The sequence below is a fragment of the Glycomyces sp. NPDC048151 genome (genome assembly GCF_043202775.1).
In the GTDB taxonomy this organism is placed as follows: Bacteria; Actinomycetota; Actinomycetes; order Mycobacteriales; family Micromonosporaceae; genus Glycomyces.
The window spans coordinates 152,035-178,614 of record NZ_JBIDBB010000008.1; the positions used below are offsets into that span (position 1 = coordinate 152,035).

Annotated in this window: 20 protein-coding genes; 9 read left to right on the top strand and 11 right to left on the bottom strand. The window is 72.4% G+C overall.

The features are described 5' to 3' along the window. Positions 1-5: 5 nt before the first annotated feature. From ACGGCP_RS20300 to ACGGCP_RS20320, 5 genes are all read right to left on the bottom strand, one after another. Positions 6-1,337 carry a jacalin-like lectin gene (locus ACGGCP_RS20300; RefSeq protein WP_392968317.1) on the bottom strand — a complete coding sequence of 444 codons (1,332 nt, stop codon included), beginning with the start codon at positions 1,335-1,337 and terminating at the stop codon, positions 6-8. A gap of 126 nt (positions 1,338-1,463) precedes the next feature. Further along, a complete protein-coding gene (locus ACGGCP_RS20305; protein ID WP_392968319.1) occupies positions 1,464-1,817 on the bottom strand; it encodes a DoxX family protein in 354 nt (117 codons plus the stop codon). Between the two features lie 14 nt (positions 1,818-1,831). Continuing rightward, a complete protein-coding gene (locus ACGGCP_RS20310; RefSeq protein WP_392968320.1) occupies positions 1,832-2,497 on the bottom strand; it encodes an NAD(P)-dependent oxidoreductase in 666 nt (221 codons plus the stop codon). A gap of 16 nt (positions 2,498-2,513) precedes the next feature. Then, positions 2,514-3,401: a sigma-70 family RNA polymerase sigma factor gene (locus tag ACGGCP_RS20315; protein ID WP_392968322.1), complete on the bottom strand. Its 888-nt coding sequence runs from the start codon at positions 3,399-3,401 to the stop codon at positions 2,514-2,516. A gap of 162 nt (positions 3,402-3,563) precedes the next feature. After that, complete coding sequence (locus ACGGCP_RS20320; protein WP_392968324.1) at positions 3,564-5,258, bottom strand: DUF2264 domain-containing protein; 1,695 nt, start codon at positions 5,256-5,258, stop codon at positions 3,564-3,566. A gap of 169 nt (positions 5,259-5,427) precedes the next feature. On the opposite strand from ACGGCP_RS20320, the gene lanKC reads away from it, so the two are divergent. The 4 genes from lanKC to ACGGCP_RS20340 all read left to right on the top strand — a co-directional run bounded on the left by lanKC (position 5,428) and on the right by ACGGCP_RS20340 (position 12,283). Beyond that, positions 5,428-8,013, top strand: a complete 2,586-nt coding sequence (gene lanKC / locus ACGGCP_RS20325; protein WP_392968325.1) for a class III lanthionine synthetase LanKC — start codon at positions 5,428-5,430, stop codon at positions 8,011-8,013. 21 nt (positions 8,014-8,034) lie between these two features. Further along, entirely contained in the window at positions 8,035-8,181 is a 147-nt protein-coding gene (locus ACGGCP_RS20330; protein WP_392968327.1) for a SapB/AmfS family lanthipeptide, read from the top strand. A 63-nt stretch (positions 8,182-8,244) separates the two neighbouring features. Beyond that, positions 8,245-10,050: an ABC transporter ATP-binding protein gene (locus ACGGCP_RS20335; RefSeq protein WP_392968329.1), complete on the top strand. Its 1,806-nt coding sequence runs from the start codon at positions 8,245-8,247 to the stop codon at positions 10,048-10,050. A gap of 196 nt (positions 10,051-10,246) precedes the next feature. Next, on the top strand, positions 10,247-12,283 hold the full coding sequence (locus ACGGCP_RS20340) for an ATP-binding cassette domain-containing protein (RefSeq protein ID WP_392968331.1): 2,037 nt from the start codon (positions 10,247-10,249) through the stop codon (positions 12,281-12,283). Here the strand turns inward: ACGGCP_RS20340 and ACGGCP_RS20345 are convergent. The 5 genes from ACGGCP_RS20345 to ACGGCP_RS20365 all read right to left on the bottom strand — a co-directional run bounded on the left by ACGGCP_RS20345 (position 12,262) and on the right by ACGGCP_RS20365 (position 18,001). Then, a complete protein-coding gene (locus ACGGCP_RS20345) occupies positions 12,262-12,864 on the bottom strand; it encodes a response regulator transcription factor (protein WP_392968333.1) in 603 nt (200 codons plus the stop codon). The genes ACGGCP_RS20340 and ACGGCP_RS20345 overlap by 22 nt on opposite strands. Before the next feature lie 258 nt (positions 12,865-13,122). Beyond that, positions 13,123-13,815: a DedA family protein gene (locus ACGGCP_RS20350; RefSeq protein ID WP_392968335.1), complete on the bottom strand. Its 693-nt coding sequence runs from the start codon at positions 13,813-13,815 to the stop codon at positions 13,123-13,125. 70 nt (positions 13,816-13,885) lie between these two features. Further along, positions 13,886-16,129: an MMPL family transporter gene (locus ACGGCP_RS20355; protein ID WP_392968337.1), complete on the bottom strand. Its 2,244-nt coding sequence runs from the start codon at positions 16,127-16,129 to the stop codon at positions 13,886-13,888. A 136-nt stretch (positions 16,130-16,265) separates the two neighbouring features. Next, a complete protein-coding gene (locus tag ACGGCP_RS20360; protein ID WP_392968339.1) occupies positions 16,266-16,883 on the bottom strand; it encodes a TetR family transcriptional regulator in 618 nt (205 codons plus the stop codon). A gap of 89 nt (positions 16,884-16,972) precedes the next feature. Continuing rightward, the gene (locus ACGGCP_RS20365; RefSeq protein WP_392968341.1) at positions 16,973-18,001 is read right to left on the bottom strand and encodes a lactonase family protein; all 1,029 of its coding nucleotides are present in this window, start codon (positions 17,999-18,001) and stop codon (positions 16,973-16,975) included. A gap of 165 nt (positions 18,002-18,166) precedes the next feature. Here ACGGCP_RS20365 and msrB point away from each other — a divergent pair, with 165 nt between their 5' ends. The 3 genes from msrB to hrpB all read left to right on the top strand — a co-directional run bounded on the left by msrB (position 18,167) and on the right by hrpB (position 23,433). Continuing rightward, positions 18,167-18,577, top strand: a complete 411-nt coding sequence (gene msrB, locus ACGGCP_RS20370; protein WP_392968342.1) for a peptide-methionine (R)-S-oxide reductase MsrB — start codon at positions 18,167-18,169, stop codon at positions 18,575-18,577. A 177-nt stretch (positions 18,578-18,754) separates the two neighbouring features. Continuing rightward, positions 18,755-20,353: a serine/threonine-protein kinase gene (locus ACGGCP_RS20375; protein ID WP_392968344.1), complete on the top strand. Its 1,599-nt coding sequence runs from the start codon at positions 18,755-18,757 to the stop codon at positions 20,351-20,353. 338 nt (positions 20,354-20,691) lie between these two features. Beyond that, positions 20,692-23,433: an ATP-dependent helicase HrpB gene (gene hrpB, locus ACGGCP_RS20380; protein WP_392968346.1), complete on the top strand. Its 2,742-nt coding sequence runs from the start codon at positions 20,692-20,694 to the stop codon at positions 23,431-23,433. Between the two features lie 21 nt (positions 23,434-23,454). On the opposite strand, the gene ACGGCP_RS20385 is transcribed toward hrpB, so the two are convergent. Next, positions 23,455-24,186, bottom strand: a complete 732-nt coding sequence (locus ACGGCP_RS20385) for a M50 family metallopeptidase (RefSeq protein WP_392968348.1) — start codon at positions 24,184-24,186, stop codon at positions 23,455-23,457. Between the two features lie 106 nt (positions 24,187-24,292). On the opposite strand from ACGGCP_RS20385, the gene ACGGCP_RS20390 reads away from it, so the two are divergent. Next, positions 24,293-24,751, top strand: a complete 459-nt coding sequence (locus ACGGCP_RS20390; RefSeq protein WP_392968349.1) for a hypothetical protein — start codon at positions 24,293-24,295, stop codon at positions 24,749-24,751. 222 nt (positions 24,752-24,973) lie between these two features. After that, positions 24,974-26,398 carry a glycoside hydrolase family 16 protein gene (locus ACGGCP_RS20395; RefSeq protein ID WP_392968351.1) on the top strand — a complete coding sequence of 475 codons (1,425 nt, stop codon included), beginning with the start codon at positions 24,974-24,976 and terminating at the stop codon, positions 26,396-26,398. Positions 26,399-26,580: the final 182 nt, after the last annotated feature.

Genomic DNA, 26,580 nt, shown 5'->3' on the forward strand with positions numbered 1-26,580 from the left:
ACGGTTCAGCGGCGCGTGTAGACCGCGCCCACCTTGTCCAGGGCGGTGCCCGAGCGGCCGTGGAAGCCCGCGATCTGCCAGCCCGACGGGGCCGTGAACGTCGCGCACTCGCCCGTGGCCGTCCCGCCTTCGAGCGTGTGGCCGGTGCTGGTCGTGAAGCGGGCGTAGAAGATCCGCGTGCGGCCGTCGTGCTTGGCCTGGCAGACCCGTAGCGAGACCGCGTACTCCCCCGCCGCGAGCTGGAGCTCCCTGAGCGTGCCGCCGCTGCCGCCGTGGGCGAGCACGGTCCCGTCGGCGAGAGTCGCCCCGATCTGGTCGACCCGCTCCCCCGCGCGCAGGCGCAGCACCCGCGCCGCGTCGCCCGCGTCGAGGTCGTCCACATCGGTGAAGAAGTCGCCGTGCGGACCGCCGAACTGGTCGCTCAGCATGAAGTCGCCGCCGGTCGACCACGAGAAGTCCACCGCGATCGGGTAGTGGTCGGAGAGGTTCCCGCCCGCACTGTCGCGGAACGCGGCATGGTCGTTGCGGTACTGGCCCGCGTCGAGCTTCACGTGGTCGCCCGAGCGGTAGAGGACCTTGTCGACGACCTCGCACTGCTCGCTCACCGTGGCGTCCTCGCACACCAGCGCCGGGTCGCCCTCGTCCGGCGCGTCGCCGCCGCGCACGAGCTCGACCCACGCGTCGGTGAGGCCGCTGCCCGCCGCGAACTCGGCGATGCCGTCGCCGCGCGTGTAACGGGTGTTGGTGTCGCCGTAGACGATCACGGCGTTCCCGGCCGAACGCGAGGCCATGAACGCCGCGACCTGCTGCAGGTTCTTCTCGCGGGCCGCGATGTCGGCCGCTTCGCTGCCCGCGTCGGTGTGGAGGTTGTACAGGTCCACCCACACGCCTTCGGCGAGGCGGGCCCGCATGAAGGTGAACCCCTTCGGGGTGAGGCAGTCGCCCGAGCCCGAGGCGCAGTCGTTCCACTTGACGCGCTCGAAGTCCTCGAACGGGACGTCCGACAAGGTGTTGAGGCCGTCGCCGAACGGGACGCCGCCGCTGGTCGCCGTCCGGTGCGGATGGTCGTCCGCCGCGTACAGCGCCGCGTGGTAGTTGAAGTCCTCCTGGACGTGCACGATGTCGTACGAGCCCAGGCGCGACCCGATGATCGGCGTGTTCGTCTCCGGGTCGCCGTCGCCGAGCCCGAGCGGCAGGCCCGCGACGTTGTAGGACAGGACCGAGAGGTCGCCGCTCTGCGTCGTCTGCGCCTCGGCCGGTTCGGGCGCGGCGGCGAGGGTGAGGGCGGCGAGCGAGGTCAGCGCGGTGAGCGCCGCCAGGCGGGGCGGGAGGTGCATGTGGCTCCAGAGGTCTCGCGGCCGAGGGGGCTCGGCTTCGGTTATGGCGCAATCAGATTGCCCGAATAATGCGAAATGTTCAAGACTGCCTGGAGAACCGCGCCCCGCCGGGCGGTGAACGCTGCCTCACACGGCCAGGCCGAGCGCCAGCAGCGCGATCGAGGAGGCGAGGAACGTGAACGTCAGGACCGTCTCCTTCGGCCAGAAGTCGGCGAGTACGTGCGTGTGGACCGCGCAGGTCCAGAACAGGACCAGACCCGCCGCCGCGGCCACGCCGACCGGCGGGAAGACGATGCCGACGAGGAGGCCGATCCCGCCGGCGGCCTTGAGGACGCCGATCGGGAAGACCAGCAGCGACTGCGGCACGTTCGCGCCGTCCATCAGCGGAAGGATCTGCGGGAGGCGGACCATCGCGCCGATCCCCGAACCGAGGTTGAGGACGCCGAAAGCGATCGCCAGGACGATGTACAGCATGGACATGAGAGGACTCCTTGTCAGTTGGCGGCGGTGAGGTGGGTGCGCGAGGCGCGCGGGTCGGTGACCGACCGGAGCATGCAGTGGGCGGCGTCCGCCCGCGAGAGCCGGAACGCCCGGGGCAGGCTGGTGCCGTAGGCGACCTGGTAGGCCCCGGTGAGCGGCCCGTCCGAGAGGTACGGGGCCCGCACGCTCGTCCAGTCCAGACCGCTCGCCGCCAGCTGCTCCTCGGCGGCGGCGACATCGCTCATGTGCTGGCCCAGTACCGCCCGCACCAAAGGCAGCGTCACGAGGTTCATGACCGCGCCCGCGCCCGGCTCGCGCCGCAGCGGCCGCGCGCGGTTCGGCGACCGGACCGTAGACAGGCCGATCCCCGCGATGGCGACGATCCGCCGCGACCCGGCCGCCTGCATCGCCGCGATGAGGCGCGCGGTGCCCGCGCTGACGATCCCGGTCTCGGCCTTGCCGCGCGGACCGATGCAGGACACGACCGCGTCCGCACCGGCCACCGCCGCGATGAGCGGCTCGGCGACAGGCTCGGTCAAGTCGACTGCGACCGACCGCACCGCGCGGTCGAGTCGGGAAGGATCACGGACGACAGCGGTCACGTCATGGCCCGCTGCGAGGGCTTGGGCGAGCACGGCACGGCCGACCCCGCCCGTCGCCGCGACGACGGTGAGTTTCATTGGGATTCCTTCGGGTTCAGTGAAGAGTGGAGAGCTTCTGCGGGTTCGTGACCGCGTACACCGCGGCGACCCGGTCGAGACCAGGCGTCAGGTCGAGCATGAGGACGCCGACGACGCGGCCCTCGCGGATCATCAGCGCCGCGGGCGAGCCGTTCACGGGACGGAACTGGACCTCGAGCCCGTCGTGGCGGCGGAAGCGACGGCTGACCAGCAGCGACGCGATCCGCGCGGGGTCGCGCAGAGGACGCGGCCCGGCCGCGGGCCCCAGGCCCCCGCCGTCGCAGGTGAGCACCACGTCCGGCGCCATCAGCCCGAGCAGCGCGTCGATGTCGCCGCCAGACACGGCCGCCATGAACCGCTCGGTGACCTGCCGGTGCACCGTGGGGTCCACATCGAACTTCGGCCGCCGCGCCTGCACGTGCGACCGCGCCCGGTGCGCGATCTGCCGCACCGACGCCGGCGTGCGCCCCAGCAGTGCGGCGATCTCCCCGTGCGCGTAACCGAACACGTCGGCGAGCACGAACACCGCCCGCTCGGCCGGCGTCAGCGACTCCAGGACCACCATGAGCGCCAACGACACCGACTCCGCCCGCAGCGCGGGCTCGGCCGCGTCCGGCGCCGTCTCGCTCATCACGGGCTCAGGCAGCCACGGCCCGATATAGGTCTCCCGGCGGCGCTTCACCGCCTCCTGCCGCGCGATCGCGGCATTGATCGCCACCCGCACCACGTACGCACGGGGATGCTCGACCGGGTCGCCGTGCGAACGGCGCTCCCAGGCGAGCCAGACGTCCTGCAGCACGTCCTCGGTGTCGGCGACGGTGCCGAGCATCCCGTAGACGATGCCGAACAGCAGCTCGCGGTGCTCCTTGAACACCGCGGCCGGTCCATCGGATACTGCGTTCACGGCGCCCTCCTCATCTCTCGGTCGCACTCCAAGAGCCGAAGAGGGCCGCCGAATGTGACACCCGGACAGCGATCGTGACCGGGCTCGCAGTCGTTCTTCTGGTGAGAGCGCGGCGAAGCCGCGCACGTTTCAGCCTTTTTGTCTGTTTCTAGAGAAGAGGTTTTAAACCTCGGAGCCGATATATATCAGAGATTTCAGGACATGCTTACCCGGTTCGAGGACCCCTCTGAGCACCGGCAGGACCGTTGCGGGCCAGTACAAGTGCGTGCCCGGCATCGGCTCGATGAGGGCCGCCTCCCGCTCCCCCGTGGAGTCGATGAGCTCCGAACGCAGCCCCTGGCTCGCGACGGCCACCCGGGCGTCGTCGACCTCCGCGCCGTGCCCGGCCTTGGGGACGCACCAGCCGCCCTCCCCCGTGTGCAGCACCCGCTCGGTCTCGATCACGTGGACCCTCGCGTGCCACCCGTCGACCGCCGCCTCAAGGGAAGTCGTGATCGTCACGTCCTCCCACGGCTGCCAGTTCACCGTCAGCACGCCGTTCTCGTCGATCGCGCCCTCGTCGGAGTCCTCCCGGCCCCGCCAGTGCCGCCCGTCCTCCGACAACAGCAGCGCCCCGTCCGGCACCGCCGACTCCAGGCCCGGACCGCCCGTCGCGTGCGAGAACCCCGCGAGCGTCGAATAAGCGAGCTTCCCGTACGCCGCCTCGCCCGTGCGCGCCCACGGCACCCAAGCCTGGCCGTTCAACCGCGTCACGTTCCCGGCGCGGTCGCGCACATGGACAGCTCTGGCTGCCTTGTGCGGCTCCACCACCGGGCCCGGCACGGCCGACTCGACTGTCCAGAACGGATGCGCGGGGCCCGCGAGGAGCCCTGCGAAGATCTTCGTCGCCCACCACGGCGAACCCGCCGTCAGGTACTGCTCGGCCACCGCGTTGTTCGGGTACGCGTAACCCACGGTGAGCCGCCCCTCAGGGTCGAGGATCGGCTTGTCCCACCACCACTCGAGGTGGCGGCGGCTGAACCCGGCCGCCTCCGCCCACGGCACCGCCTCCACGTCCGCGGCCGCCAGCGCGCCCCACAGGCAGCCCTGCGCGAAGCGGTAGCCCAGGCTGCGGCCGTAGGGGACGGCGGCGCCGTCGGCGGCGAACCAGGAGCGGAACTTGCGGGCGAACGCGGCCGCGTTCGCCACGTACCGGTCGTCGCCCGCCAGCTTGTAGTGCAGCAGCGCGTACGTGTGGAACGCGAACGGGTTGTAGTAGTCGACCCGCCCGCCGGGGCCGTCCTCGAAGACCGCGTCGCCGAGCGCGAAGTCGCCCATGCGCTCCAGGTGGCCGTTCGCGACGGCCGGGTCGTGGGCGATGCCCAGGCGCTTGAGGCCGTGCCCGGCGAACACCGGGAAGTAGTGCCAGTTCATGTCGGCGACCGGGCCGTTGTAGGCGGCGGTGAGCCACACGGCGACCTTGTCCTTCGCCTTTGCGTCCAGGGGGTCCCAGAGCTTCTCGGGGGCGAGGTTGAACGCCCAGCCGACGGCGGCGGACTCGACGATCCGCTGCCCGCCGTTGGCGACGTCCCCGACGTACCAGGGGTCCTCGGGGTCGACGGCGCGCGCGAGCGTGTCGGCCAGGGAGGCCCAGAGGTCGTCGGGGACGGCGTCCTTGGCGGCGGCCAGGCCCCACAGGGGGCGGGTGAGCAGTTCGAACCAGTCCTCGGCGTGGGAGTGGTTCGACATGGTGACCGGGGCGGCGTCGGGCCCGGCGGCCGCCAGCTCGGCGGCGGGCCTCCCGATCGCGAGCGCGGCCGAGGCCCACCCGGTGTAGCTGTGGTCAAGCGGTCCGAAGATGCGCTGCGGTGAAGTCACGCTGGCAGACGCTATCAACGCGGCACCGATGGGGCAAGTGGCCCGGCCGGGGCGGTGCCGGAAGTGGGTTTCTCACGGCCCGAACGGTGATGAATCGGGGTAGTTCGGACCGGTCGCGGTCCTAGAGGATGAGGTGCAGCACCGGTTGCGGCTCAAGGAGGTTCCGGGAATGGACGACAGGTACGCGGCGTTCACCATGGCCGATCCGGCGTTCTACGACGCGATGTACTCGGCCGAGACCGCCGGCGAGTCGTTCGCCGTGGCCGGGCGCGAGCTCCCCGAGGGGTGGCGGCGCTCGGAGTCCGACGACTGGCTGACCGTGCGCCGCGACGACGCCGCGCTGCCGGCGCAGGGGTGGAAGATCCACGCGTCGGCGACGATGGACGGCGCTGAGCGGGTGCTGGCGGCGGTGTGGGACTACTGCGTGCCGCGCGGGATCCAGTTCAAGTTCCTGCGCTCGGCGTCCGCGCTGCTGGTGCGCGTCTCGAAGTACGCGCCGCGCGGGTACTCCGGGAAGCTCGTCACGATCTACCCCGGCTCCGATGAGGAGTGCGAGCGGATCCTCACCGAGCTGGGAGCGCTGCTCGAGGGCGAGGCGGGGCCGTACATCCTCAGCGACCTGCGCTGGGGCGCGGGGCCGCTCCACGTCCGCTACGGCGCCTTCGCGAACCGGTACACCACCGACGAGCGCGGCGCGGTCGTCCCGGCACTCCTGGACGGCGAGGGGCGGCTCGTGGCCGATCGGCGCGACCCGGTGTTCCACGTCCCGGACTGGGTCGAGCTCCCGGCGTTCCTGGCCCCGCACCTGGAGGCCCGCAGTGCGGTCAAAGTGGACGCCATCCCCTACTCGATCGAGCGGGTCCTGCACTTCTCCAACGGCGGCGGCATCTACCTGGCGCGCGACGCCGAAGGGGGCCAGGCGGTCCTGAAGGAGGGCCGCCCGCACGCCGGGCTCGACGCCTGGGGGAACGACGCGGTCGCCCGTGTCGAGCACGAGCACGCCGTCCTCGAACGCCTCGCCGGGGTGCCGGGCGTCCCGCGGGCCAGGGGCGTGTTCTGGCTGGGCGAGCACCGGTTCCTCGCCATGGAGTACGTGGAGGGCGAGGTCCTCAGCAAGGCCGTGGTGACCCGCTACCCGCTCGTCGACGCCGACGCGGCCCCTGAGGAGTACGAGCGGTTCACCGCGTGGGCGGTCGACATGCACGCGCAGATCAGCGCGATCGTGGCGCGGCTCCACGAGCGCGGCGTCTCCTACGGCGACCTGCACCTGTTCAACGTGATGGTCCGCCCCGACGGGCGCGCGTGCCTCCTCGACTTCGAGGTCGCCGCCGATGTCGACGCCGAACGCCGTGCGGGCCTGGGCAACCAGGGCTTCGCCGCGCCCCGCTCCCTCACCGGGGCCGCCGCCGACCGGTACTCCCTGGCGTGCATGAAGCTCGCGCTGTTCCTGCCGATGACGAACCTGCTCGGCCTCCACCGCCTCAAGGCCCGGCACTTCGCGCAGGTCATCCGGGAGCGGTTCCCCGCCCCCGACGGGTGGCTCGACGACGCGGTCGACCTGATCGCGCCGCCCGAGTACGCGTACGAGGCGCCGAGCACCGACCCCGACCACTGGCCGGAGGTGCGCGACGCCCTTGCGCGCGCGATCCGCGCCAGCGCGACCCCTGAGCGCGAGGACCGGCTCTTCCCCGGTGACGTGCAGCAGTTCGAGTCGGGCGGGCTGGGTCTCGCGTACGGCGCGGCGGGGGTCCTGCTCGCGCTGGACGTGTCGGGTGCGGGGCGGTCGGAGGTGTACGAGGACTGGCTGCTGCGGCGCGCGGTGGACCCGGCTCCGGGTTCGCGCCTGGGTCTGTACGACGGCCTCAGCGGCGCGGCGTTCACGCTCGACCGGCTCGGGCACCACCAGGCGGCTCTGGATACTGTGGACGTCGTCTTGGGCGAGGACTGGAAGTCCCTGGGCGGCGACCTGTTCGGCGGCCTCGCCGGGATCGGCCTGAACCTGCTGCACCTCGGCCAGACGCGCGGGGAGGCCGACCTGGCCGCGGCCGGGCTGGCGTGCGCCGGGCTCGTCCCCGACCGGATCGCGGTCGAGACCGCGGGCGGGGCCCAGAGCGGCGGCCGCGACCCGTGGGCCGGGCTCATGCGCGGCGGGGCCGGACGGGCGATGCTCCTCATGCGCGCCTTCGACGCCACCGGCGACACCGGCTACCTCGACGCCGCCGCGGCGGGCCTGCGCGCCGACCTCGTCCGCAGCGTCGTGCGCTCGAACGGGTCCCGCGAGATCGACGAGGGCTGGCGCACCATGCCCTACCTGGAGGCCGGCAGCGTCGGCCTCGGCATCGCGCTCGACGCGTACCTGGCCTACCGGCCCGACCCGTCCTTCGCCGAGGCGTCGGCGCAGATCGCCCTCGCCGCACGCTCCCCCATGTACATCCTGCCGGGCCTGTTCACCGGGCGCGCCGGGATCCTCTACTACCTCGCCGGGCGCAGCGGACGCCCGGCCGCCGACCCCGCTGTGCGCGAGCAGGTCCGGGCCCTCGCCTGGCACGCGCTCCCGTACGCGGACGGCATGGCGTTCCCCGGGACCGGCCTGCTGCGGCTCTCGATGGACCTCGCCACGGGCGGCGCGGGGATCCTCCTCGCGCTCGCCGCGGCCCTCGGCGCCGATTCGGCCGCGTCCCTTCCGCTCATCGGCAGTTCGACTGCCCCGCAAGCCCCCGCGTCGCGAACGCGGGTGGACCCAGTTTCCCAGTAGTACGACGAAAGGACAGCGATCATGGCTCTTCTCGACCTCCAGGGCATGGAAGGCGGCAACGACCTCAACACCGCCGGGAGCTCCAACAGCGGGCACTCGTGCCCGTCGAACCTGAGCGCCACCCTGTGCGGCGGCACGAGCAGCCTCAGCGTGCTGCTCTGCCACTAGCCTGACCCGCACCTCGGCCCCGGACGTCGCACGTCCGGGGCCGAGGCCGACGAACGGAGACCGATGACCGCGCCCGCACTCCCCTTCGGCGCCGTGGTGCGCCGCTCCCGCCGCAGGCTCCCGCTGCTGGGCGCCTCCGCGCTTGTAGGGACGGTCAGCCTCCTGGCGCTCCCGCTGGCGCTCGCCCACGCGGTCGACGACGCGGTGGCTGGCGGCGGGGCCGGGACCTGGGCGCAGGTCGCTGCAGCACTGATCTTCGCGGGCGTGGCGTGCGACCTCGTGGACGCCTTCGCGGAGACCTCGTGCACGGCCGACGCAGCCGCGTGGCTCCGCCGCGGCCTCGTCCGCCGCATGCTCGGCATCCCCCACCGCATCCGCGAGTTCGACACGGGCGACCTCGTCGCCCGGACCTCGGCGGGCGCGGCCGACGCGTCCCAAGCCGGGCCGGGCCTGATCGGGGCGCTCACGGCTGCGCTGCCGCCGCTCGGCGGGCTCGCGATGCTCTTGTGGCTCGACTGGCGGCTCGCGGCGGCGTTCGCGGTCGGCCTCGCCGCGGTCGCGGTCGTACTGCGGCTCTTCGCGAAGGAGACGGCGGCGGCCGCCACGGCCTACCAGCGCGTCCAGGGGGCGATGGCGGCGCGGCTGACCGAGGCGATCGGCGGCAGGCGCACGATCGCGGCGGCGGGCACTGTGGACGCCGAGACCGAACGGGTGCTGCGGGACCTCCCCGAGCTCGCCGAGCACGGACGGGCCAGCTGGAAGGCGCTCGCGGCGGCGGGCGCGAGGGCCGCGTTCGCCGGGCCGCTCGCCACGGTAGGAGTCCTGGCGGTGGCCGGATATCTTGCGGGACAGGGACGGTTGAGCGCGGGCGAGGTGCTGGCGGCGGGCCAGTACGCGATGCTCGGCGCGGGACTCGGCGCGCTCACCGGCGTCATCGGCGTCCTGGCGAGGGCGAAAGCGGCGGTGGCGCGGCTCGGCGAGGTCCACGAGGTGCCGGAGCTCGAATACGGGGAGCAGACCCTCTCGCCGCTCAGCGAGACCATTCAGCGCACGCCGCTCGAAGCGACCGTCCAGGCCCCTGCGCCGGGAGGCGGTCCGACCGGTCGCGCGGCGGACGCCGATCGACGGGCGACAGGCGCGCCGAACGCAACCAGCGCAGCATCACCCTCAGTGCAGTCGCCTTGCGGCCGAGTCGAACTGCGCGCAGTGACCGTTTCCGGCCCGGAGGCCCCGCTCCTCGAGGACGTCTCGTTCACCGTGCCGGGAGGGGCGGTCGCGGCGGTCGTAGGGGAATCCGGGTCCGGGAAGTCGGTGCTCGCTGCCGTGGTCGCGAGGCTGCGGGACCCTGACGAGGGAACGGTACTTCTTGACGGGACGCCGCTGCCGCACTTGTCCCCCAAGGCATTGCGTGCCGCGATCGGACTGGCCGCCGAACGCCCCGCGCTCGCCGGAGCGACGCTCGCCGACGCGATGGGGCCCGGACGGCCCCGCGAAGCGGTACTCGCGGCCGCGACCGCGGTGGGCGCCGACGGCTTCGCCGAACGCCTCCCCCACGGCTACGACACGCCACTCGACGAGGTGCCCATGTCCGGCGGCGAGGCGCAGCGCATCGGCCTAGCCCGGGCCTGGCGCGCTGAACGGCTCCTGGTCCTCGACGACGCGACCGCCGCGCTCGACGCGGTGAGCGAACTGCGCGTCGCCGAGGCGCTCGCCGCGAGCGGCCGGACCAGGATCGTCGTGACCCACAAGGCCCAGATTGCCGCGAGGGCCGACCTGGTGGTCTGGCTCGACGAAGGCCGGCTCCGGTCAGTCGGCCCCCACCACGAACTGTGGACCATGCCGGACTACCGGGAGGTCTTCCAGCAATGACCGCCGGAGCCTCCCCCAGAATCCGAGGCCGCGCCGCCGCAGCCCCTCGAGGGATCCCCTTCCGCACGCCCGCAGCCTCTCGAGGAACCCCCTTCCGCAGGGCCGCCGTCCCCCGCGGGACCCCCGGTCGCAGGACCGAAGCCCAGTGCCATGTGACATGTCACCGACTACTCTCGACGGGCGCCGCATGATAGCCATGCTGCGTTACGCCGCTGCCGGACTCCGCCGCAGGTCGCTGCTCGCGCTCTTCCTCTGGTCGATCCCCGAGACCCTGCCGACCGCCCTGTTCGGCCTCATGGTCGCCCGCGCCCTCGACGACGGCTTCCTCGCCGGACGCCCCTGGACGGGCGCGGCCTGGCTCGGCGGTCTCATGGCCGCCGCAGCCGTGGGTGCGTTCGGCGCCCGCGGCCTCTATGCCGCCTTGGGCGCCACAGTGGAACCGTTCCGGGACCGCCTGGTGCGCCATGTGATATGTCACGCGCTACACGCCTCCATCGCGGGACGCCCCGACTCCGGGGCCGTCTCACGGCTCGCCCGACAGGTCGAGATCGCCCGCGACTCCTACGCGGGGGTCGTCTTGGCCGTCCGCGGATGCCTGGTCACGGCCATCGGCGTCACTGCCGGACTCCTCGCCCTCGACCCGCGCCTCGCCATATTCGTGCTCCCGCCGTTCCTGCTGGGGCTCTTCGGCTTCATCGCCACGATCGGCTTCGCCGCAGAGCGGCATCGCCGCGCCGCAGAGGCCGACGAACACCTCGCCGAGCGCATCGGCCAGGTCGCGGCCGCAGTACCGGACCTCGCGGCCTGCGGCGGCGAAGCCTATGCCCAGCGGTACACCGGCGAATCGATCGACCGCCTGGCCGCCGCAGAGCGAGCGCTCGCCGGAGCTGCGGCCCTGCGCGCCCTGTGCTTCGCCGTGGGCGGCTGGCTGCCCCTGCTCGCGGTTCTCGTCGCCGCGCCGTGGCTCGCCGCTCGCGGCCTCACCGCCGGTGCCCTCACCGGGGCGCTGCTCTACGTGCTCACCGGCATCCAGCCGGCCCTCAACACGCTCGTCACCGGCCTCGGCAACAGCGGCCTCCGCCTCTGCGTAGCCCTCGACCGCATCCTCAACGCCGACAACAGAACCACCGCCGCCTCGCCGCCTGGCGCCGCTCCCGCTCCCGCTCCCGCTCCCGCTCCCGCTCCCGCTCCCGCTCCCGCTCCCGCTCCCGCTCCCGCTCCCGCTCCCGCTCCGACAGCACTGTCGCACCCCCGCGAGACCATGTCATCGGGGGGTCCTGCGACCCGACACACCCGACCCCGGGGCGCGGACACAGCCCAACTGTCATACCCACCAGGCATCCTTGAATCGGGGGGCCTCCATACCGGACACACCCGACCCCGGGGAACGGCCACCACCACCGCCCCGCGCACCACTTTCTCGCACACCGCCGCGCACCAGCCAGACCCCCGCACCGTGCTCACCGCCCACAGCCTGACCTTCGCCTACGGCCCACACGCCGCACCCGCCGTCGACGGCCTCGATCTCACCGTCCCCCAAGGCGACCACCTCGCGATCATCGGCCCCAGCGGCATCGGTAAGTCCACGCTGGCCGCACTCCTCTGCGGCCTGCTCCGTCCCGACTCCGGCACCGTCTCCTACGGCGACACCGACGCCGCCGCCTTGAGCCCCGCCGACCTCGCGCAGCGCCGCGTCCTGATCCCCCAGGAGGCGTACGTCCTCAGCGGCACCGTCCGCGACAACCTGCGCTACCTCGACCCCGAAGCGACCGACACCGACCTCGCCGAAGCCGCCGCCGCAGTCGGCGCGGCGCCCCTCGTCGAACGGCTCGGCGGCCTCGGCGCCGCACTCGACCCGCGCCGCCTCTCAGCGGGCGAGCGCCAGCTCATCGCCCTCGCCCGCGCCCACCGGTCGCCCGCTCCCGTCGCGATCCTCGACGAGGCCACCTGCCATCTCGACCCCGCTGCCGAGGCATGCGCCGAGGCCGCCTTCGCCGCCCGCGGCACCCTCGTCCTCATCGCCCACCGCGCGAGCTCCGCCATGCGCGCCCGGCGCCTGCTCGTCCTCGACGGCGGCAGCGCCGTCACCGGCGACCACGAGCACCTGCGCGCGTCCTCACCGCTCTACCAAGACCTGCTGTCGCACTGGGGAACCGGCGACATTCCCAACCCGCCGGTTCCATCCGGACCCGCGGCCCGCCCTCGCGCGGCTCAGATCCAGCCCGCCTCCTGAGCGATCCGCACCGCGTCGATACGGCTGCGCGCCCCGGACTTGTGGATGGCGTTCGACAGGTAGTTGCGAACCGTCTCGACCCGCAGGAACAGCGTCTCGGCGATCTCCCGCGTCGTCGCGCCGGTCCGGACGTGGCTGAGCACTTCCTGCTCCCGCTTGGTGAGCGGGTTCTCGCGGGCCCGTATGGCCGCCAGCGCGATCCCCGGGCCGATCACCGCTTCGCCGCCGATGAGCCGGTGGATGGCGTCGATGAGCCGCTCGAACGTCTCGCCGGTGGTCACGAACCCGACGCGCGGGACCAGTCGCGTGAGGTCCTGCGAGAGGCCCGCCCTGCGTGTGGGGTCGACGAGGAGCAGCACGTTCGTCTCGGGCAGGGCGGCGCAGAGCGCTTCCGCGCGTTCGGGCGGCAGTAAACCGGAGTCGTGGACGAGGACGTCGGGGCGCAGGCGAAGCGCGGCGGTGACCGCGTCCTCGTCCCGGCTGGTCTCGTCTATGAGGACGATGCCCTGTTCAGCAGCGAGGCCGCGGCGCAGTGCGGTGCGCCAGAGGCACTGGTCGTGCTGGACGAGTACACGGATCATTGACTCCCACCTGTCTCACCTCAAGTCCCTGCCGACGCCCACCCGCCGTGTCCGGTATCCCTGGTCCAGCCCACAGAGTACCGGTCCGCAAAGGACACTAAACGCGATGATTTGTCAGATCATCGACAAATGTCAATCGGCTGGGAAATTGGCACATCGCGATGCGCCGAGAAACGCCGAAAGGGCTCGCCTTGAATGCCATTGGCATTCAAGGCGAGCCCTGCTGATGTGTCACATGTGATATGTCACCAGGGGTTGTCAGGCGGCCCTCGCGGTCGCCTCCCCGGTGTCGCCCGGTTCGCCGGCCGGGGCGGGTGCCGCCAGGACGGTGTCGGGTGCGGCCGCGATCGCGAGGACCGCGGCGTCCGGCAGGTCCGGGTGGGTCCGCTGCCAGCGGCGGGCGAGCCAGCCGAGGAACAGGCCCACGGCCGCCATGGTGACGACCGAGCCGACGAGCGACTGCAGTCCGGGCCCGGCGATCCAGGCGATCACCAGGCCGAGGCCGACCGAGTACACCGCCCACAGGACGCCGCCGAGGGCGGCCATGCGCGCGTACGGGGGCTTGGCGGTGCCCGCCGCCGCCCACGCCAGCGCGGTACGCCCGGCAGGGAGGAACCGCGCCACCATCGTCGTCCGGTAGGGATGGTCGCTGATGGTGCGCTGCAGGAGGGTTTCGAGTTTCGCGACCGCGCCGGTCACGAGGCCGCGTACCGCGCGCGGGCTGCGGCGCGCCAGTCCCGTCCGCAGGGAGCGGAACAGCCGGTAGCCGAGGAATTCGCCGAGCCAGGACGCGGCGGCGGCGCCGACGAGCAGCACCCCGATGAGGATCGGGTTGCCGAAGACGAGCCCGGCGGCGGCGGTGACGAGCGTCGCGCTCGGGAGCATGGGGACGAAGAAGTCCGCGACCACCATGCCGATGAGGATGAGCATCGCCCAGAAGAAGACCGTCATAGGTCCCCCCGTTCGCCGATTGCCGGAGGGGACCGGGCCGGGGGCGGGCCCGGTCCCCTTCAGGCATCGGCTACTTGGACGCTCCGACGAGCTCGCGCTCGTCTTCGTGCGGGGCGTCCTTGGCGAGGTGCTCCTGGAGCTTGTCGCCTTCGACGTCGACGTTCGGCAGGATGCGGTCGAGCCACTTGGGGATCCACCACGAGCCGCGGCCGATGAGGGCCATGATCGCGGGGATGATCGCCATGCGGACGACGAACGCGTCGAAGATGACGGCTGCGGCCAGGCCGAAGCCCATCGCCGCGATCATCGCCTCGCCGCTGAAGATGAACGCCGCGAAGACGCTGATCATGATGAGCGCGGCGGCGACCACGACCCGCGAGGAGTGGCCGTAGCCCTCCACGATGGCCTGCTTCGGGTTGGCGCCGTGCACGTAGGCTTCGCGGACGCGGGTCACCAGGAAGATCTGGTAGTCCATCGCGAGGCCGAAGACGAGGCCGATCATGAGGATCGGCATCATCGACATGATCGGACCGGGCTGGTCCACGTTGAACAGGTCGGCCATCCAGCCCCACTGGAAGACCGCGACGAGCGCGCCCAGTGCGGCGAACACGCTGAGCATGAACCCGAGCGTGGCCATGACCGGCACGAGGATCGAGCGGAACACCAGCAGCAGGATGAGCGCCGCGAGGCCGACGACGATGAGCATGTACGGCAGCAGCGCGTCGTTCAGGTTGTCGGAGATGTCGATGTTCAGCGCGGTGGCGCCGGTGACGGCCCAGTCCGCGTCCGTGTCGTCGGCGAGGACGTCGCGGATCTCGTGCACGAGCTCGTTGGTGGCGTGGTCGGACGGTCCGGTCTCCGGGATGAGGGTGACCATGACGGTGTCCATGTCGGCGTTCGGGAACGCCTGGCCGACGACGGCGATGCCGTCGATGCCGTTCAGCTCGTCGGTGATGTTCTGCGCGGCGGTCATCGCGTCGACGCCGTCTTCGAGGTCGCCGACGATGATGAGCTGGCCGTTGAAGCCTTCGCCGAAGCCCTCGCTGATGAGGTCGTACGCCTGGCGCTGGGTGGTCTCCTCACCGGAGGACCCGGCGTCGGGCAGGCCCAGTTCGAGGTCGAGCGCCGGGTAGGCGAGCGCGCCGAGGCCGACGATGCCGACGAGGGCGACCAGGATCGGGTGGCGGGTGACGAACCCGGCCCAGCGCTTGCCGCCGTTGGGCTTGGCGTCGTGCAGGCCTTCGGCGATCCGGCGGCGCTGCCGCCTGGTGAAGATCCGCTTCCCGGCGAACCCGGCGAAGGCCGGGAGCAGGGTGACGGCGATGAGCACGGCGATGACGACGGTGACGGCGGCGGCCACGGCCATCTCGGTCAGGAACGGGATGTTCACGACCGACAGGCCGAGCAGTGCGATCACGACGGTGAGGCCGGCGAAGAACACGGCGGAGCCGGCGGTCCCGACGGCGCGGCCCATGGCCTCGGCGCGGGCGCGCTTGTCTTCGACGCGGCCGTCCTTGGAGAGTTCTGAACGGTAGCGCGAGAGGATGAACAGCGCGTAGTCGATGCCGACGGCGAGCCCGATCATGGAGGCCAGCGTGCCGGTGGACTCGCTGACGTTCATGAAGGACGTCGCGGCGAGGATGCCCGCGGTGGTGAGCATGACGCCGAGGACGGCGGTGATGATCGGCAGGCCCGCAGCGAGGAGGGCGCCGAAGGTGATCACGAGGACGACGAGGGCGACGGCGATGCCGATGAGCTCGGTCGTGCCGGTCTCGGGCATGGCCTGGAGGACGTCGCCGCCGACCTCGACGCGCACGCCGGCGGCCTCGGTGTCGGCCACGGCGTCCTCGAGGTACTCGACGGTGCCCTCGTCGAGCTCCATGGACGGCTCGGCGTAGGTGACCTGCATGACGGCGATGTTCTGGCCGTCTGCGGAGATCATGCCGATCGGGTTCCCGGCCTCGTCGGTCGCGAACGGGCTGGTGACCGACGCGATCTGCGGCGACTGCTCCATCGTGGCGGCGAGCTCGTCGATGACGGCCTTGTTGGACTCGGCCGTGAGCGGTTCGCCGTTCTCGGACTCGAACACGATCTGGGCGCTGCCGCCGTCGGCGCTCGCCTCGGGGAAGCGTTCTTCGAGGAGGTCGAACGCCTCCTGGGACTCGGTGCCAGGGAGGACGAACTCGGGGTTCGTCTCCTGCTGCATGGTCGCCGCCGCGGCGCCGACGCCGCCGACGATGAGGACCCAGACGACGAGGACGAGCCATCGCAGTCTGAAGGACCCTCTGCCGAGGCGGTAGAGGAAGGTGGCCACGCTGGGTGCTCCTAACAGGGATCGCCTTCCGGCCCCGCCGCACAGCCGTTCAGGGAACGGCGGGTGTGCGGCGGCGGGGCCGGTCGGCTCGGGTGGTGTTCGCCGACGGCTTCGGCGGCGGGTTTCCTGGTGTGTTTCAGCTATGGGTTGTGGTTATGGGTCTGGTGATGCCGGCCTCGAGCTGGTCGAAGGCGGCGGTGATGACGTCTTTGAGGTGGCGTCCGCGCGGGTTCGCCAGCCAGTCCTCGTTGGAGGTCTTCATGGCGACGAGGGCGCTGCCGAGGACGAGCCTGGGGTAGAGGTCGTCCGGCGACGTGCCGGTCGCCTCGGCGACGATCCCGAGCGCTTCGGCGAACAGCTCCATGAACTGCCCGGCCTGGTTCTTGATGAGCTCGGGCGAGTTGCGCACCAGCTGCTCGCGGCACTGCATCTGGGTGAGGTCGAACCGCTCCTCGATGTGCATGCTGATCGAGCTGTCGCGCAGGGCGTGCCAGATCGGCTGCCGCTGCGCGCGCTCGCGCAGCTGCTCCAGGAGCTCGGCCGTGGTCTCGTGGAAGTCGTGGAGGAAGGCCGCTTCCTTGTTCGGGAAGTAGTTGTGGAAGGTGCGGGTGGACACCCCGGCCTCGGCCGCGATCTCGTCTGCCGTCACGGCGTCGAGACCGCCCTTCTCCACCGCGAGGCGCAGCGTGGCCTCGCAGAGGGCCGCCTTGGTGGCGGCCTTCTTGCGTTCGCGGAGTCCGGACTGGTCGGCCATGAGAGCAACCCTAGTAGGGGTTACTCATGTTTACAAGATGCAAATGAAGAAATTTTGCAGCAGGCGCAAATTTTCCTGCCGGGAAGGATTTACGTGAGCGGGGCCACGCAGGTGACGCCGGGGACGGTCCACTCGGTCACCGGCTCGGACGCGCCCTCCGGGTCGACCCTGACGACCGCGCCGGAGTGCTGGCAGGCCACCAGGAGCGTCCCGTCGGCGGTGAGCACGGCGTCGCGGGGCCACGCGCCGCCGACCGGGACCGAGCGCACGAGCGTCCCGTCGGCCGGGTCGATCACGGCGACCTGGTCGGTGCCGCGCACCGTGACGTACACCAGGCCGCGCTCGGGGTCGGGGACCACGGCCGCAGGGAGCGACTGCGGGGCGTCCTCGTCGAGGCCGATGTCGGGCATGGCCGCGAAGTCGGCGACGCCGCCGCCCGGCAGCGGCACCGGCGGCCCGAAGGCGAACGTGGCCGCCCGCTCGTCGAAGGTGCCGACCGCGACCGCGTTCGCCAGCTCCCCCACGATGACCGCCCGGTCGCCGAGGAACGCGAGGTGGCGGGGGCCGAAGCCCGGTTCGAGCTGCGTGGTCGCGGCGGGGCTGAGCTTCCCGTCCTCGCCGAGGTCGAACGCGTGGACGCGGTCCGAGCCCAGATCCACGGCCAGGACGCGTCCCATGTGACATACCACCTGGTGCGCGTGCGGCCCGGCCTGGCGGTCCGCGTCGGGACCCGACCCGGAGAGCTTGAAGACGTCGGCGGCCTCGCCGAGCGTGCCGTCCTCGCCGATCGGCAGGACCGCGACCGAGGCGCCGCCCCCGTCGCCCGCGCCGTAGTTGGCGACCAGCAGCCAGCGCCCGCTCGGGTCCACAGTGGCGTGGCAGGGGTTGTTGCCGCCGGTGGACTGGCCCTGGCCGACCCGGTCGAGCGCGAAGTCCTCGCCGAGGCGCCAGGCCGCGGCGAAGCCCGGCTCGGTCTCGGTGAGGGTGTAGACCGCTTCGGGACCGACGTGGACCCACGAGGGGTTGACGACGGCTGCGGCCGCGCCGAGTCCGTCGGGTCCGGCCACGACAAGGCCCGGGCCGCCTTCAGTGGTGTAGTCGCCAAGGAGGTACCGCATGGGCCCGATCCTAGCGGCCCGGCGCAGGGGCGGCGCGGGCTCGGGCTCCCGGGCGGTTCGGCGCGGCGCGCCGGGGGTGCGGCTGCAGCGCTTTCGCCCAGGCGGCGGGACCGGACCGCCCGGCACTGGGAGGACGATGCGTGTCGCGGCTCCTACACTTGGGGTATGGCCGAGGACCGCAAGACCGACGCGCAGTGGCGCGAGCAGCTCAGCCGCGACGAGTACAAGGTGCTGCGCCAAGGCGGCACCGAAGCGCCGTGGACGGGCGAGTACGTCGACGAGAAGCGCCGGGGCGTCTACCGGTGCCGCGCGTGCGGCGCTGAGCTGTTCGCCTCCGACACGAAGTTCGACTCACGGTGCGGCTGGCCCTCGTTCTGGACGCCCATGGCCGGAGACCGCGTGCGGCTCCTGGAGGACGACAGCCTCGGCATGCGCCGCACCGAGGTGCGGTGCGCCAACTGCGACTCGCACCTGGGGCACGTGTTCTACGGCGAAGGCTGGGACAACCCGGACGACGCCCGCTTCTGCATCAACTCGATCAGCCTGACCCTGGAACCGGCCGACGACGCCGAGTAGCGGCACCTGGCCGATCGCCTTGGGCCCGTTGCGAACAAGGCAGTGCCATATCACATGTCACACGTTCCGGCCGTCACGATCGGGCCCGGCTGCGCCCGGACGCCCTCGGGCGCGCTCGCGCCTCCCTACTAAGCTCACCCTCGTCCCCTGCTCCCCGAATCAGAAGCGAGGCCGAGGGTGGAACCCGGGAACCTGATCGCTGGCCGTTACCGCCTAGAGCAGCGCCTGGCCGCGGGCGGCATGGGCGCGGTGTGGCGCGGCACCGACACCCGGCTCAACCGCGTGGTCGCCGTCAAACTCCTCCATTCAGGACTGTCCGGCAACGACCGGTTCCGCGCCCGCTTCCACCAGGAGGCGCAGGCCGTGGCCCAGCTCCAGTCGCCGGGGATCGTCAGCCTCTACGACTACGGCGAGGAGCACGCGCCCGAGGGGCTCGTCTCCTACCTCATCATGGAGCTCGTGCGCGGCCAGGCGCTCGACACCGTGCTGCGCGAGCGGGGCCGCCTGTCCCCCAACGAGACCCTGCGGATCATGGCCTCGGCCGCCGAAGCACTCGACGTCGCCCACCAGGCCCACATCATCCACCGCGACATCAAGCCGGGGAACCTGCTCGTCGGCACCGACGGCAGCGTCAAGATCGTCGACTTCGGCATCGCCGCCGCCAAGGGCGGCGCCGGGCTGACCGAGACCGGCACTGTCATGGGCACCCTCGCCTACGCCTCTCCCGAGCAGCTCCAGGGCGCGCAGCTGACCGGCGCGACGGACCTGTACTCCCTCGGCATCGTCGGCTACGAGTGCCTCGCCGGTCGGCCCCCGTTCGCGGGCAACGAGCCGACCGCCGCGATCGCCGGGCACCTCACCGGCCAGCCCGGGCCGCTCCCTCCCGACGTCCCCGGACCGGTCGCCCAGATCATCATGCGATGCCTGGCGAAGGACCCCCGTCAGCGCTTCGCGTCGGCGGCCGAGTTCGCCCAGGTCTGCAAGTCCGGCGGCATGGGCGGCGGCACGACGGCGATCCTCGCGCCCTCGCCGAGCCCCTACGGCTCGTCCCCGCAGTCGTTCCAGTCCACCCAGGTCATGACGCCCGGCGTGGCACCCGCGATGGCCGCCGGCGTGGCACCCGCCCACACCTCGGTGCAGCCGGTGCAGCACGACGAGTACGGCTCCCCCGGGACCGGCCAGTACCGGGCCGGCGGCGCGCCTGATCGCCCGCTGCCGCCCCCGCGCGAGGCCGAGGAGCCCAGGCGCAACCCGACCGGACCGATCCTGGTGGTCGTGGCGGGCATGGCGGTCCTGCTGGTCGTCCTGTTCATGCTGAAGCCGTGGGACAACGCCGCCGACGAGAACGACACGACCGCGGGCGAGGACACCAGCGCGACCTCGCAGTCCGAAGCGGCCGAGGAGAACACCGAGGCCGCCGAGGAGACCAGCGACGACTCCGGCGGCGACGACGAAGAGGACGACTCCGAGAACACCGACAACGGCGGCAACGACGACGGCGGCTCCGAGGAGCAGACGACCGAAGACGGGCCGCAGCTCGTCGAGATGGACGACTTCGCGGGCATGGACGTCAACGACGCCGTCTCCGACCTCGAAGGCCAGGGCTTCTCGTCGATCACGCCGGTGCCGACCTCCACCGAGACCGGCGAGTTCGACACCTGCGAAGTGCTGTACCAGACCCCCAACGCCGGCACCGAAGTCGGCTACGACACCGAGATCGTCCTCGAATACGTCGCCAACGACGACTCCTGCCCCGACGGCAACCAGGCAGGCTGAGCCCGACCGCTGGCGGGGCGGTGATCGGGCCACGGTCCCGCCCCGCCAGCGGCCACACCCGGTCCGGCAGACCCGACCGCCTCCCGATGTCATACCCCTCCTGGATCCTGTACATCGGGGGTGCTCACGACCGGACACGCCCGACCTCGGGGGTCGAACCACCACCGGATGTCGTACCCGCCTGCCACCCTTGACAACGGGGGCCCACCGTTGTCCGATTTGCCGGGAACCGCCGTTCACGTTCGACAGCGAAGCCCAGATGACACAAGCTAGGCACGGGGCACAGCGCACTCCGTCCGCTCACCGTCTCCGTCGGGGTCTCGGCGAGAATGGTCGGCATGCCGCAACCGCCCGCGCTGCCCGAGCTGCCGATCCGCGAAGCCCTGCCCGCCCTCCTGGAGGCCGTGGCGCGCACCGGGACCGCGGTGCTTGCCGCGCCGCCCGGCACCGGCAAGACCACCCTCGCGCCGCTCGCCCTCGCGGGCCTCATCCCGGTTTTCGACACCTCCCCCAGCGCCGATGGCGATGCGTCCAACGGCGCCCTCGGCGATGCGCCCGGCCGCGATTCCGGCAGTGCCTCGGGTGGCGACTCCCGCGGCAATGCCGCGTCACGTGTGACACGTGATATGCCACAGCGCCGCGTCCTCGTGGCCGAGCCGAGACGGCTCGCCACCCGGGCCGCCGCCGCGCGGATGGCCGCGATCCTCGGCGAGAAGGTCGGCGAGCGGGTCGGCTACCAGATCCGGGGCGAGACGCGGCGGTCCGCCGCCACCCGCGTCGAGGTCGTGACCACCGGGGTGCTCCTCAACCGGCTCATCGCCGACCCCGAACTCCCGGGCGTCGACCTCGTGGTGCTCGACGAATGCCATGAGCGCCACCTCGAAACCGACACCGCGTGCGCGTTCCTCGCCGAGACCCGCCAGGTCCTGCGCCCCGAACTCGGCCTCGTCGCCGCCTCCGCCACCGCCGACATCGCCCTCTGGACCGACCTGCTCGGCACCGGCGGATCACCCGCGCCCGCCGTCAGCTCCGAACCGATGCGCCACCCCGTCGCGATGCACTGGGCCCCGCCGCGCGAACGCGTCAACGCCCCCGACGGGCTGCGCGTCGACCCCCGGTTCCTGGCCCACGTCGCCCAAACCGTCGAACGGGCCCTCGACGCCGACGACGGCGACCTGCTCGTCTTCCTCCCCGGCGCCGCCGAGATCCGCCGCGTCGCCGAGCGCTTGTCGCACTTGCAAACCGAAAACCTCGGTGTCGATATATATCAATTGCACGGTTCGGTGTCGTCGTCCGAACAGGACCGTGCCATGCGCATCGGAGCGCGCCGCAGGATCGTCCTCGCCACCGACATCGCCGAGTCCAGCCTCACCGTGCCCGGCGTGCGGATCGTGGTCGACGCGGGCCTCGCCCGCCGCCCCCTCATCGACCACGCCCGCGGCCTGCCCGGCCTGACCACCGCCTACGCCTCCCGCGCCGCCGCCGACCAGCGCGCGGGCCGCGCCGGACGCGAAGGACCCGGCGCGGTCTGGCGCTGCTGGAGCGAAGCCGAGCACGCCCGCCGCGCCGCCCAGCCCGCCCCGGACATTGCCTCCTCCGACCTCACCGCGTTCCGCCTCCAAACCGCCTGCTGGGGCACCCCCGTCGCCGACCTGGCCCTCCCCGGCCCGCCGCCCGCAGGCGCCCTCGAAGCCGCCGAATCGACGCTGCTCTCCCTGGGCGCCATCGACACCGACGGCGCGGCCACCGCACGGGGCCGGGCGCTCGCCAGGATGGGCGTCCACCCGCGGCTCGCCCGCGCGCTCGTGGACGGCGCCGCACGCGTCGGCCCCCAGAAGGCCGCCGAAGTCGCCGCCCTCCTCAACCTCGACCGCCGCGCCAAGGGCGACGACCTTCTCGCGCAATGGCGGCAGCTGCGCACCGGCCGCGACCGCCAGTGGGAGTCCGAGGTCAAACGCCTCGAGCGTGCGCTCAGCGCCGCCGACGCGCCCGGCGAGGAAGCTGCGGGCGCAGCGCAGTCCGGACGGCCCGGCACCGGATCGGCGTCCCGGCGCGGGGTCGCCGTGAGCGACGACGAGGCCGCGGCGACGGTCATCGCCCTGGCGTTCCCCGAGCGCGTCGCCAAACGCCAAGCCGGGGCGGCGGCCACTCCGGTCCGGGGCCGCCCCGACGATCCGGGCCGCTCCAGCGGGGCGGGCCAGTGGCGCACGGTCGCCGGGACCGGCGCGGTGGCCGCCGAGGGGTCCTCGCTCGCCGGAAGCCCGTGGCTGGCCATCGCCGACGCCGACCGCTCCCCCGGCCGCGCCGCCGCGATCATCCGCGCAGCCGTCCCGATCGACGGCGAGCTCGCGTGCGAGCTGGTGGGCGACAGCGTCGCCGAGCGTGTCGAGTGGGACGCCGAACGGCGCGACGTGGCCGCGCGCCGCGTCCGGTCGCTCGGGGCGATCGAGGTGTCGTCGCAGCCGCTGCGCGACGCCGCACCCGAGCTCGTCGCGGCCGCCCTCGCCGAGGGCCTGCGCCGTGAAGGGCTCGGACTGCTGCGCTGGTCGGCTGAGTCGGTGCGGCTGCGCGAACGGATGGCGTTCTGCCGCAAGGCGGTCGGCGAGCCGTGGGCCGACGTCTCCGACGCGGCGCTCACGGCGGGCACGGACTGGCTGGAGCCGTGGTGGTCGCGCGCGACGCGGCGGTCCGATGTGGAGCGCATCCCGGTCGGCCAGGCCCTGCGGAACCTGCTGCCGTGGCAGGCGGGCATCGACGAGACCGCGCCGGAGGCGCTCGCGGTGCCGTCGGGCCGCGAGGTCCGCGTCGACTACTCCGGCGAGGCGCCGGTGCTGGCCGTCAAGCTGCAGGAGATGTTCGGCGCGGTCGACACGCCGCGCATCGCGGGCGTGCCGGTCCTGCTCCACCTGCTCAGCCCGGCCGGGAGGCCGCTCGCGGTGACGGCCGACCTCCGGTCGTTCTGGGAGGGTCCGTACCAGGACGTGCGCAAGGAGATGCGCGGCCGCTACCCGAAGCACCCGTGGCCGGAGGACCCGTACTCGGTGGCGCCGACCGCGAAGACCAAGCGGCACCTGTGCTGAGCGGGCCCACCGCCGAGGCCGCTAGGCGGCGGGGATCCACTCGTCGAACGGCAGCAGCATGTACGTGCCCCACAAGGCGGCGGCGATGGTGGCGAGGCCGAACAGGAAGATCCAGCCTCCGGCGGGCATCGCGGTGATCCCGGCGAGCTGGTCGGCGTCCGACTGGCCCGGGCCGCGCCTGCGGCGGCGCCGCGAGCCAAGCTCCAGGACCGGCTTGACGGAGCCCAGGAGCAGCAGCCACGCGCCCGCGTAGGCCGCGACGGTCTGGACGATCGCATTGCCGTACCAGGTCGCGGCGAAGACGCCCGCGCCGACCACGATCAGTGCCAGGGCCCCGTACCAGTTGCGGATGAACACGAGCATGACCGCCAGGAGCACCAGCGTGATCCACAGCAGCAGGACGATGCGTCCGGCGCCGGTCAGGGCGGCGGCGAGGAGGCCGAGGACGGCCGGCGCGGTGTACCCGGCGAAGAGGGTCATGGCCGCGCCGAAACCGGTGGGCCTGCCGCGCGAGAACGTCAGGCCCGACGTGTCGGCGTGGAGGCGGATCCCGGTGAGGCGGCGGCGCATGAGGACGGCCGTGAACGCGTGCCCGCCTTCGTGGGCGATGGTGACCAAGCCGCGGGCCCAACGCCACACGGGCGTGTAGAGAACGGCGGCGGCCGCGGCGGCCAGGCAGGCGAGCATGACCCAGACGGGCGGGGCGTCCTGGGTCTGGGTGAGGGTGTCGATGACGGTCTCGATGGATTCCACTGGGCCTCGGCTCGTCGGGGTGAATCGGTCGCGCGGTGAAGGATGATCGTAGCCGCGCACGTATGGTAGAGGGGGTAGAGGCACCTCCTCGTGGAAGGACGGCCCCATGGGCACCGACGACCGGCCCGATCCTCACCTGAGCTTCCTCGAGATGACCGACAAGATCGTCGAGGACCTGGCGATGCACAACCTCAAGGCCCGCGAGAAGCTGCGGGAGGGCATCGCGTGGCTGGAGGCGCGCCGCGAGGACGCCGACGCGGCCGAGAACGCCGACATCGAGATCCTGCTGGCCCAGTGCCACGACGCGCTGCAGCGGATGGAGTCGCTGCGGGGCGCGTACCAGGACGTGCGGGCGATCAACGCGGCGGCGCACGCCGAGCACGTCGAGTGGATCGAGAAGCGCATGCTCGGCGGCACGGAGTCGCCGGAGGAGCGGCGGGAGCGGCAGCACCGCCTGGAGCGGCTGCGGCAGGAGCGCCAGGCGCGGCTGGGCGATCTGCGGCGGCGATCGCGCGAGGCGCAGCAGCAGCCGCCGCAGGCCGAGGGCGAGGACGGCGCGCGCTGACGCGACGTCGCGAAGGTGACCGTTAACCCTGCGCCGCAAGGGCTTACCTGCGGCGACAGGCGGCCCGGCCGATAACGGTTCGGCCACGACCCATTGACATGTACCGATTCATTCGGTAGGAATGAGTCCTGAACCGAATGAGAGAGCGCTCTCTCAACATTGATCTGAGACCAGATCAGATCTGAGAGAGCGATCTCTCGAACCCTCGGCAAAGGAGCCGTCATGGCACGAGCGCAGACCTCCGAACGACAGCATCCACCCCGACTCCCCCGACGCGGACTCCTCCGCGTCGCCGCCGCCCTCACCGCGGGCACGGCAGTGCTCGCCGCGGCGGGCCTCCACATCGCGAACGCCAGCGCCCAGGAGGGCCCGGCGGCCGCGCAGACGTGGGACCTCGTCTGGTCCGACGAGTTCAACGGCGCGGCGGGATCGCAGCCCTCGACCGCGAACTGGATCTACGACCTCGGGCACGGCTATCCCGGCGGGCCCGCGAACTGGGGCACCGGCGAGATCGCCGCCCACACGAGCAACCCGGCGAACGTCTCGATGGACGGCAGCGGGAACCTGAAGATCACCGCGCTGCGCGACTCGGCGGGGCAGTGGACGTCGGCGCGGATCGAGACGGTCCGGGCCGACTTCAAGCCGCCGCAGGGCGGGACGCTCAAGGTCGAGGGGCGGCTGCAGCTGCCGCAGGTGACCGGTGAGGCGGCGCTCGGCTACTGGCCGGCGTTCTGGTCGATGGGGGCGCCGTTCCGCGGCAACCACTGGAACTGGCCGGGCATCGGCGAGATCGACTTCATGGAGAACGTGAACGGTCTGGACTGGACGTTCGGGACGCTCCACTGCGGCGTGGCCCCGGGCGGGCCGTGCAACGAGTTCAACGGGCTCGCCGGGCAGACCTACTGCGGGGGCTCGTGCCACAACGGCTTCCACACGTACGGCATGGAGTGGGACGAGTCGGGTCCGGCGGGCCAGCTGCGCTGGTACGTCGACGGGACGCTGTTCCACACCATCGACGAGGGCAGCCTGCCGGCGGACACGTGGGCGCAGATGACCGACCACGCCGGGTACTTCCTGCTGCTGAACCTGGCGATCGGCGGGGCCTTCCCCGACGGGGTGTCGGGGCGGACGACGCCGACGGCGGCGACGGTGCCCGGGCATTCGATGCTCGTCGACTACGTGCGGGTCTACACCGCCGGGGGCGGCGGTACCGGGGAGCCGACCGATCCGCCGACGACCGGGAACCCCGGCGGTGCGCGGGACGCGTACGCGACCATCGCGGCGTCCTCGTTCGACGCGACTTCGGGCGCTTCGGCGGGCGGTTCGTCGATCGGGCCGCTGGGCAACGGCGACTGGGTCCGGTACGACGACGTGAACTTCGGGTCCCAGAGTCCTCTGGACTTCGTCGCACGGGTCGCTTCGGGCGCCGGCGGCGGGGTGAGCGGCCTCGTGGAGGTCCGGATCGACTCGGCGACGGCGACGCCGATCGGGTCGTTCGCGATCGGGAGCACCGGCGGCTGGACCTCGTGGCGGGACGTGCCGGGGAACGTCGCCTCGGTGACGGGCACGCACGACGTGTTCCTGACGTTCACGTCGGGCCAGCCGCAGGACTTCGTTTCCGTGCAGGAGTTCCGTTTCAGGCATTGATCCGGGCGGTGCGGCCGCGCCCTCCTTCCGCGCGGCCGCACCGGCCGCTCCCCTTCTGCCACGGCTCCTGTCGTTGCCCGGAGGAGGTGGCACATCACATGTCACACGTGACGCACCAGTGCCGGTAGGCGCTGTGCGGCGCGAATGCGCTGGGCCCCGAGGCGAACTGCTTCGCTCCGGGG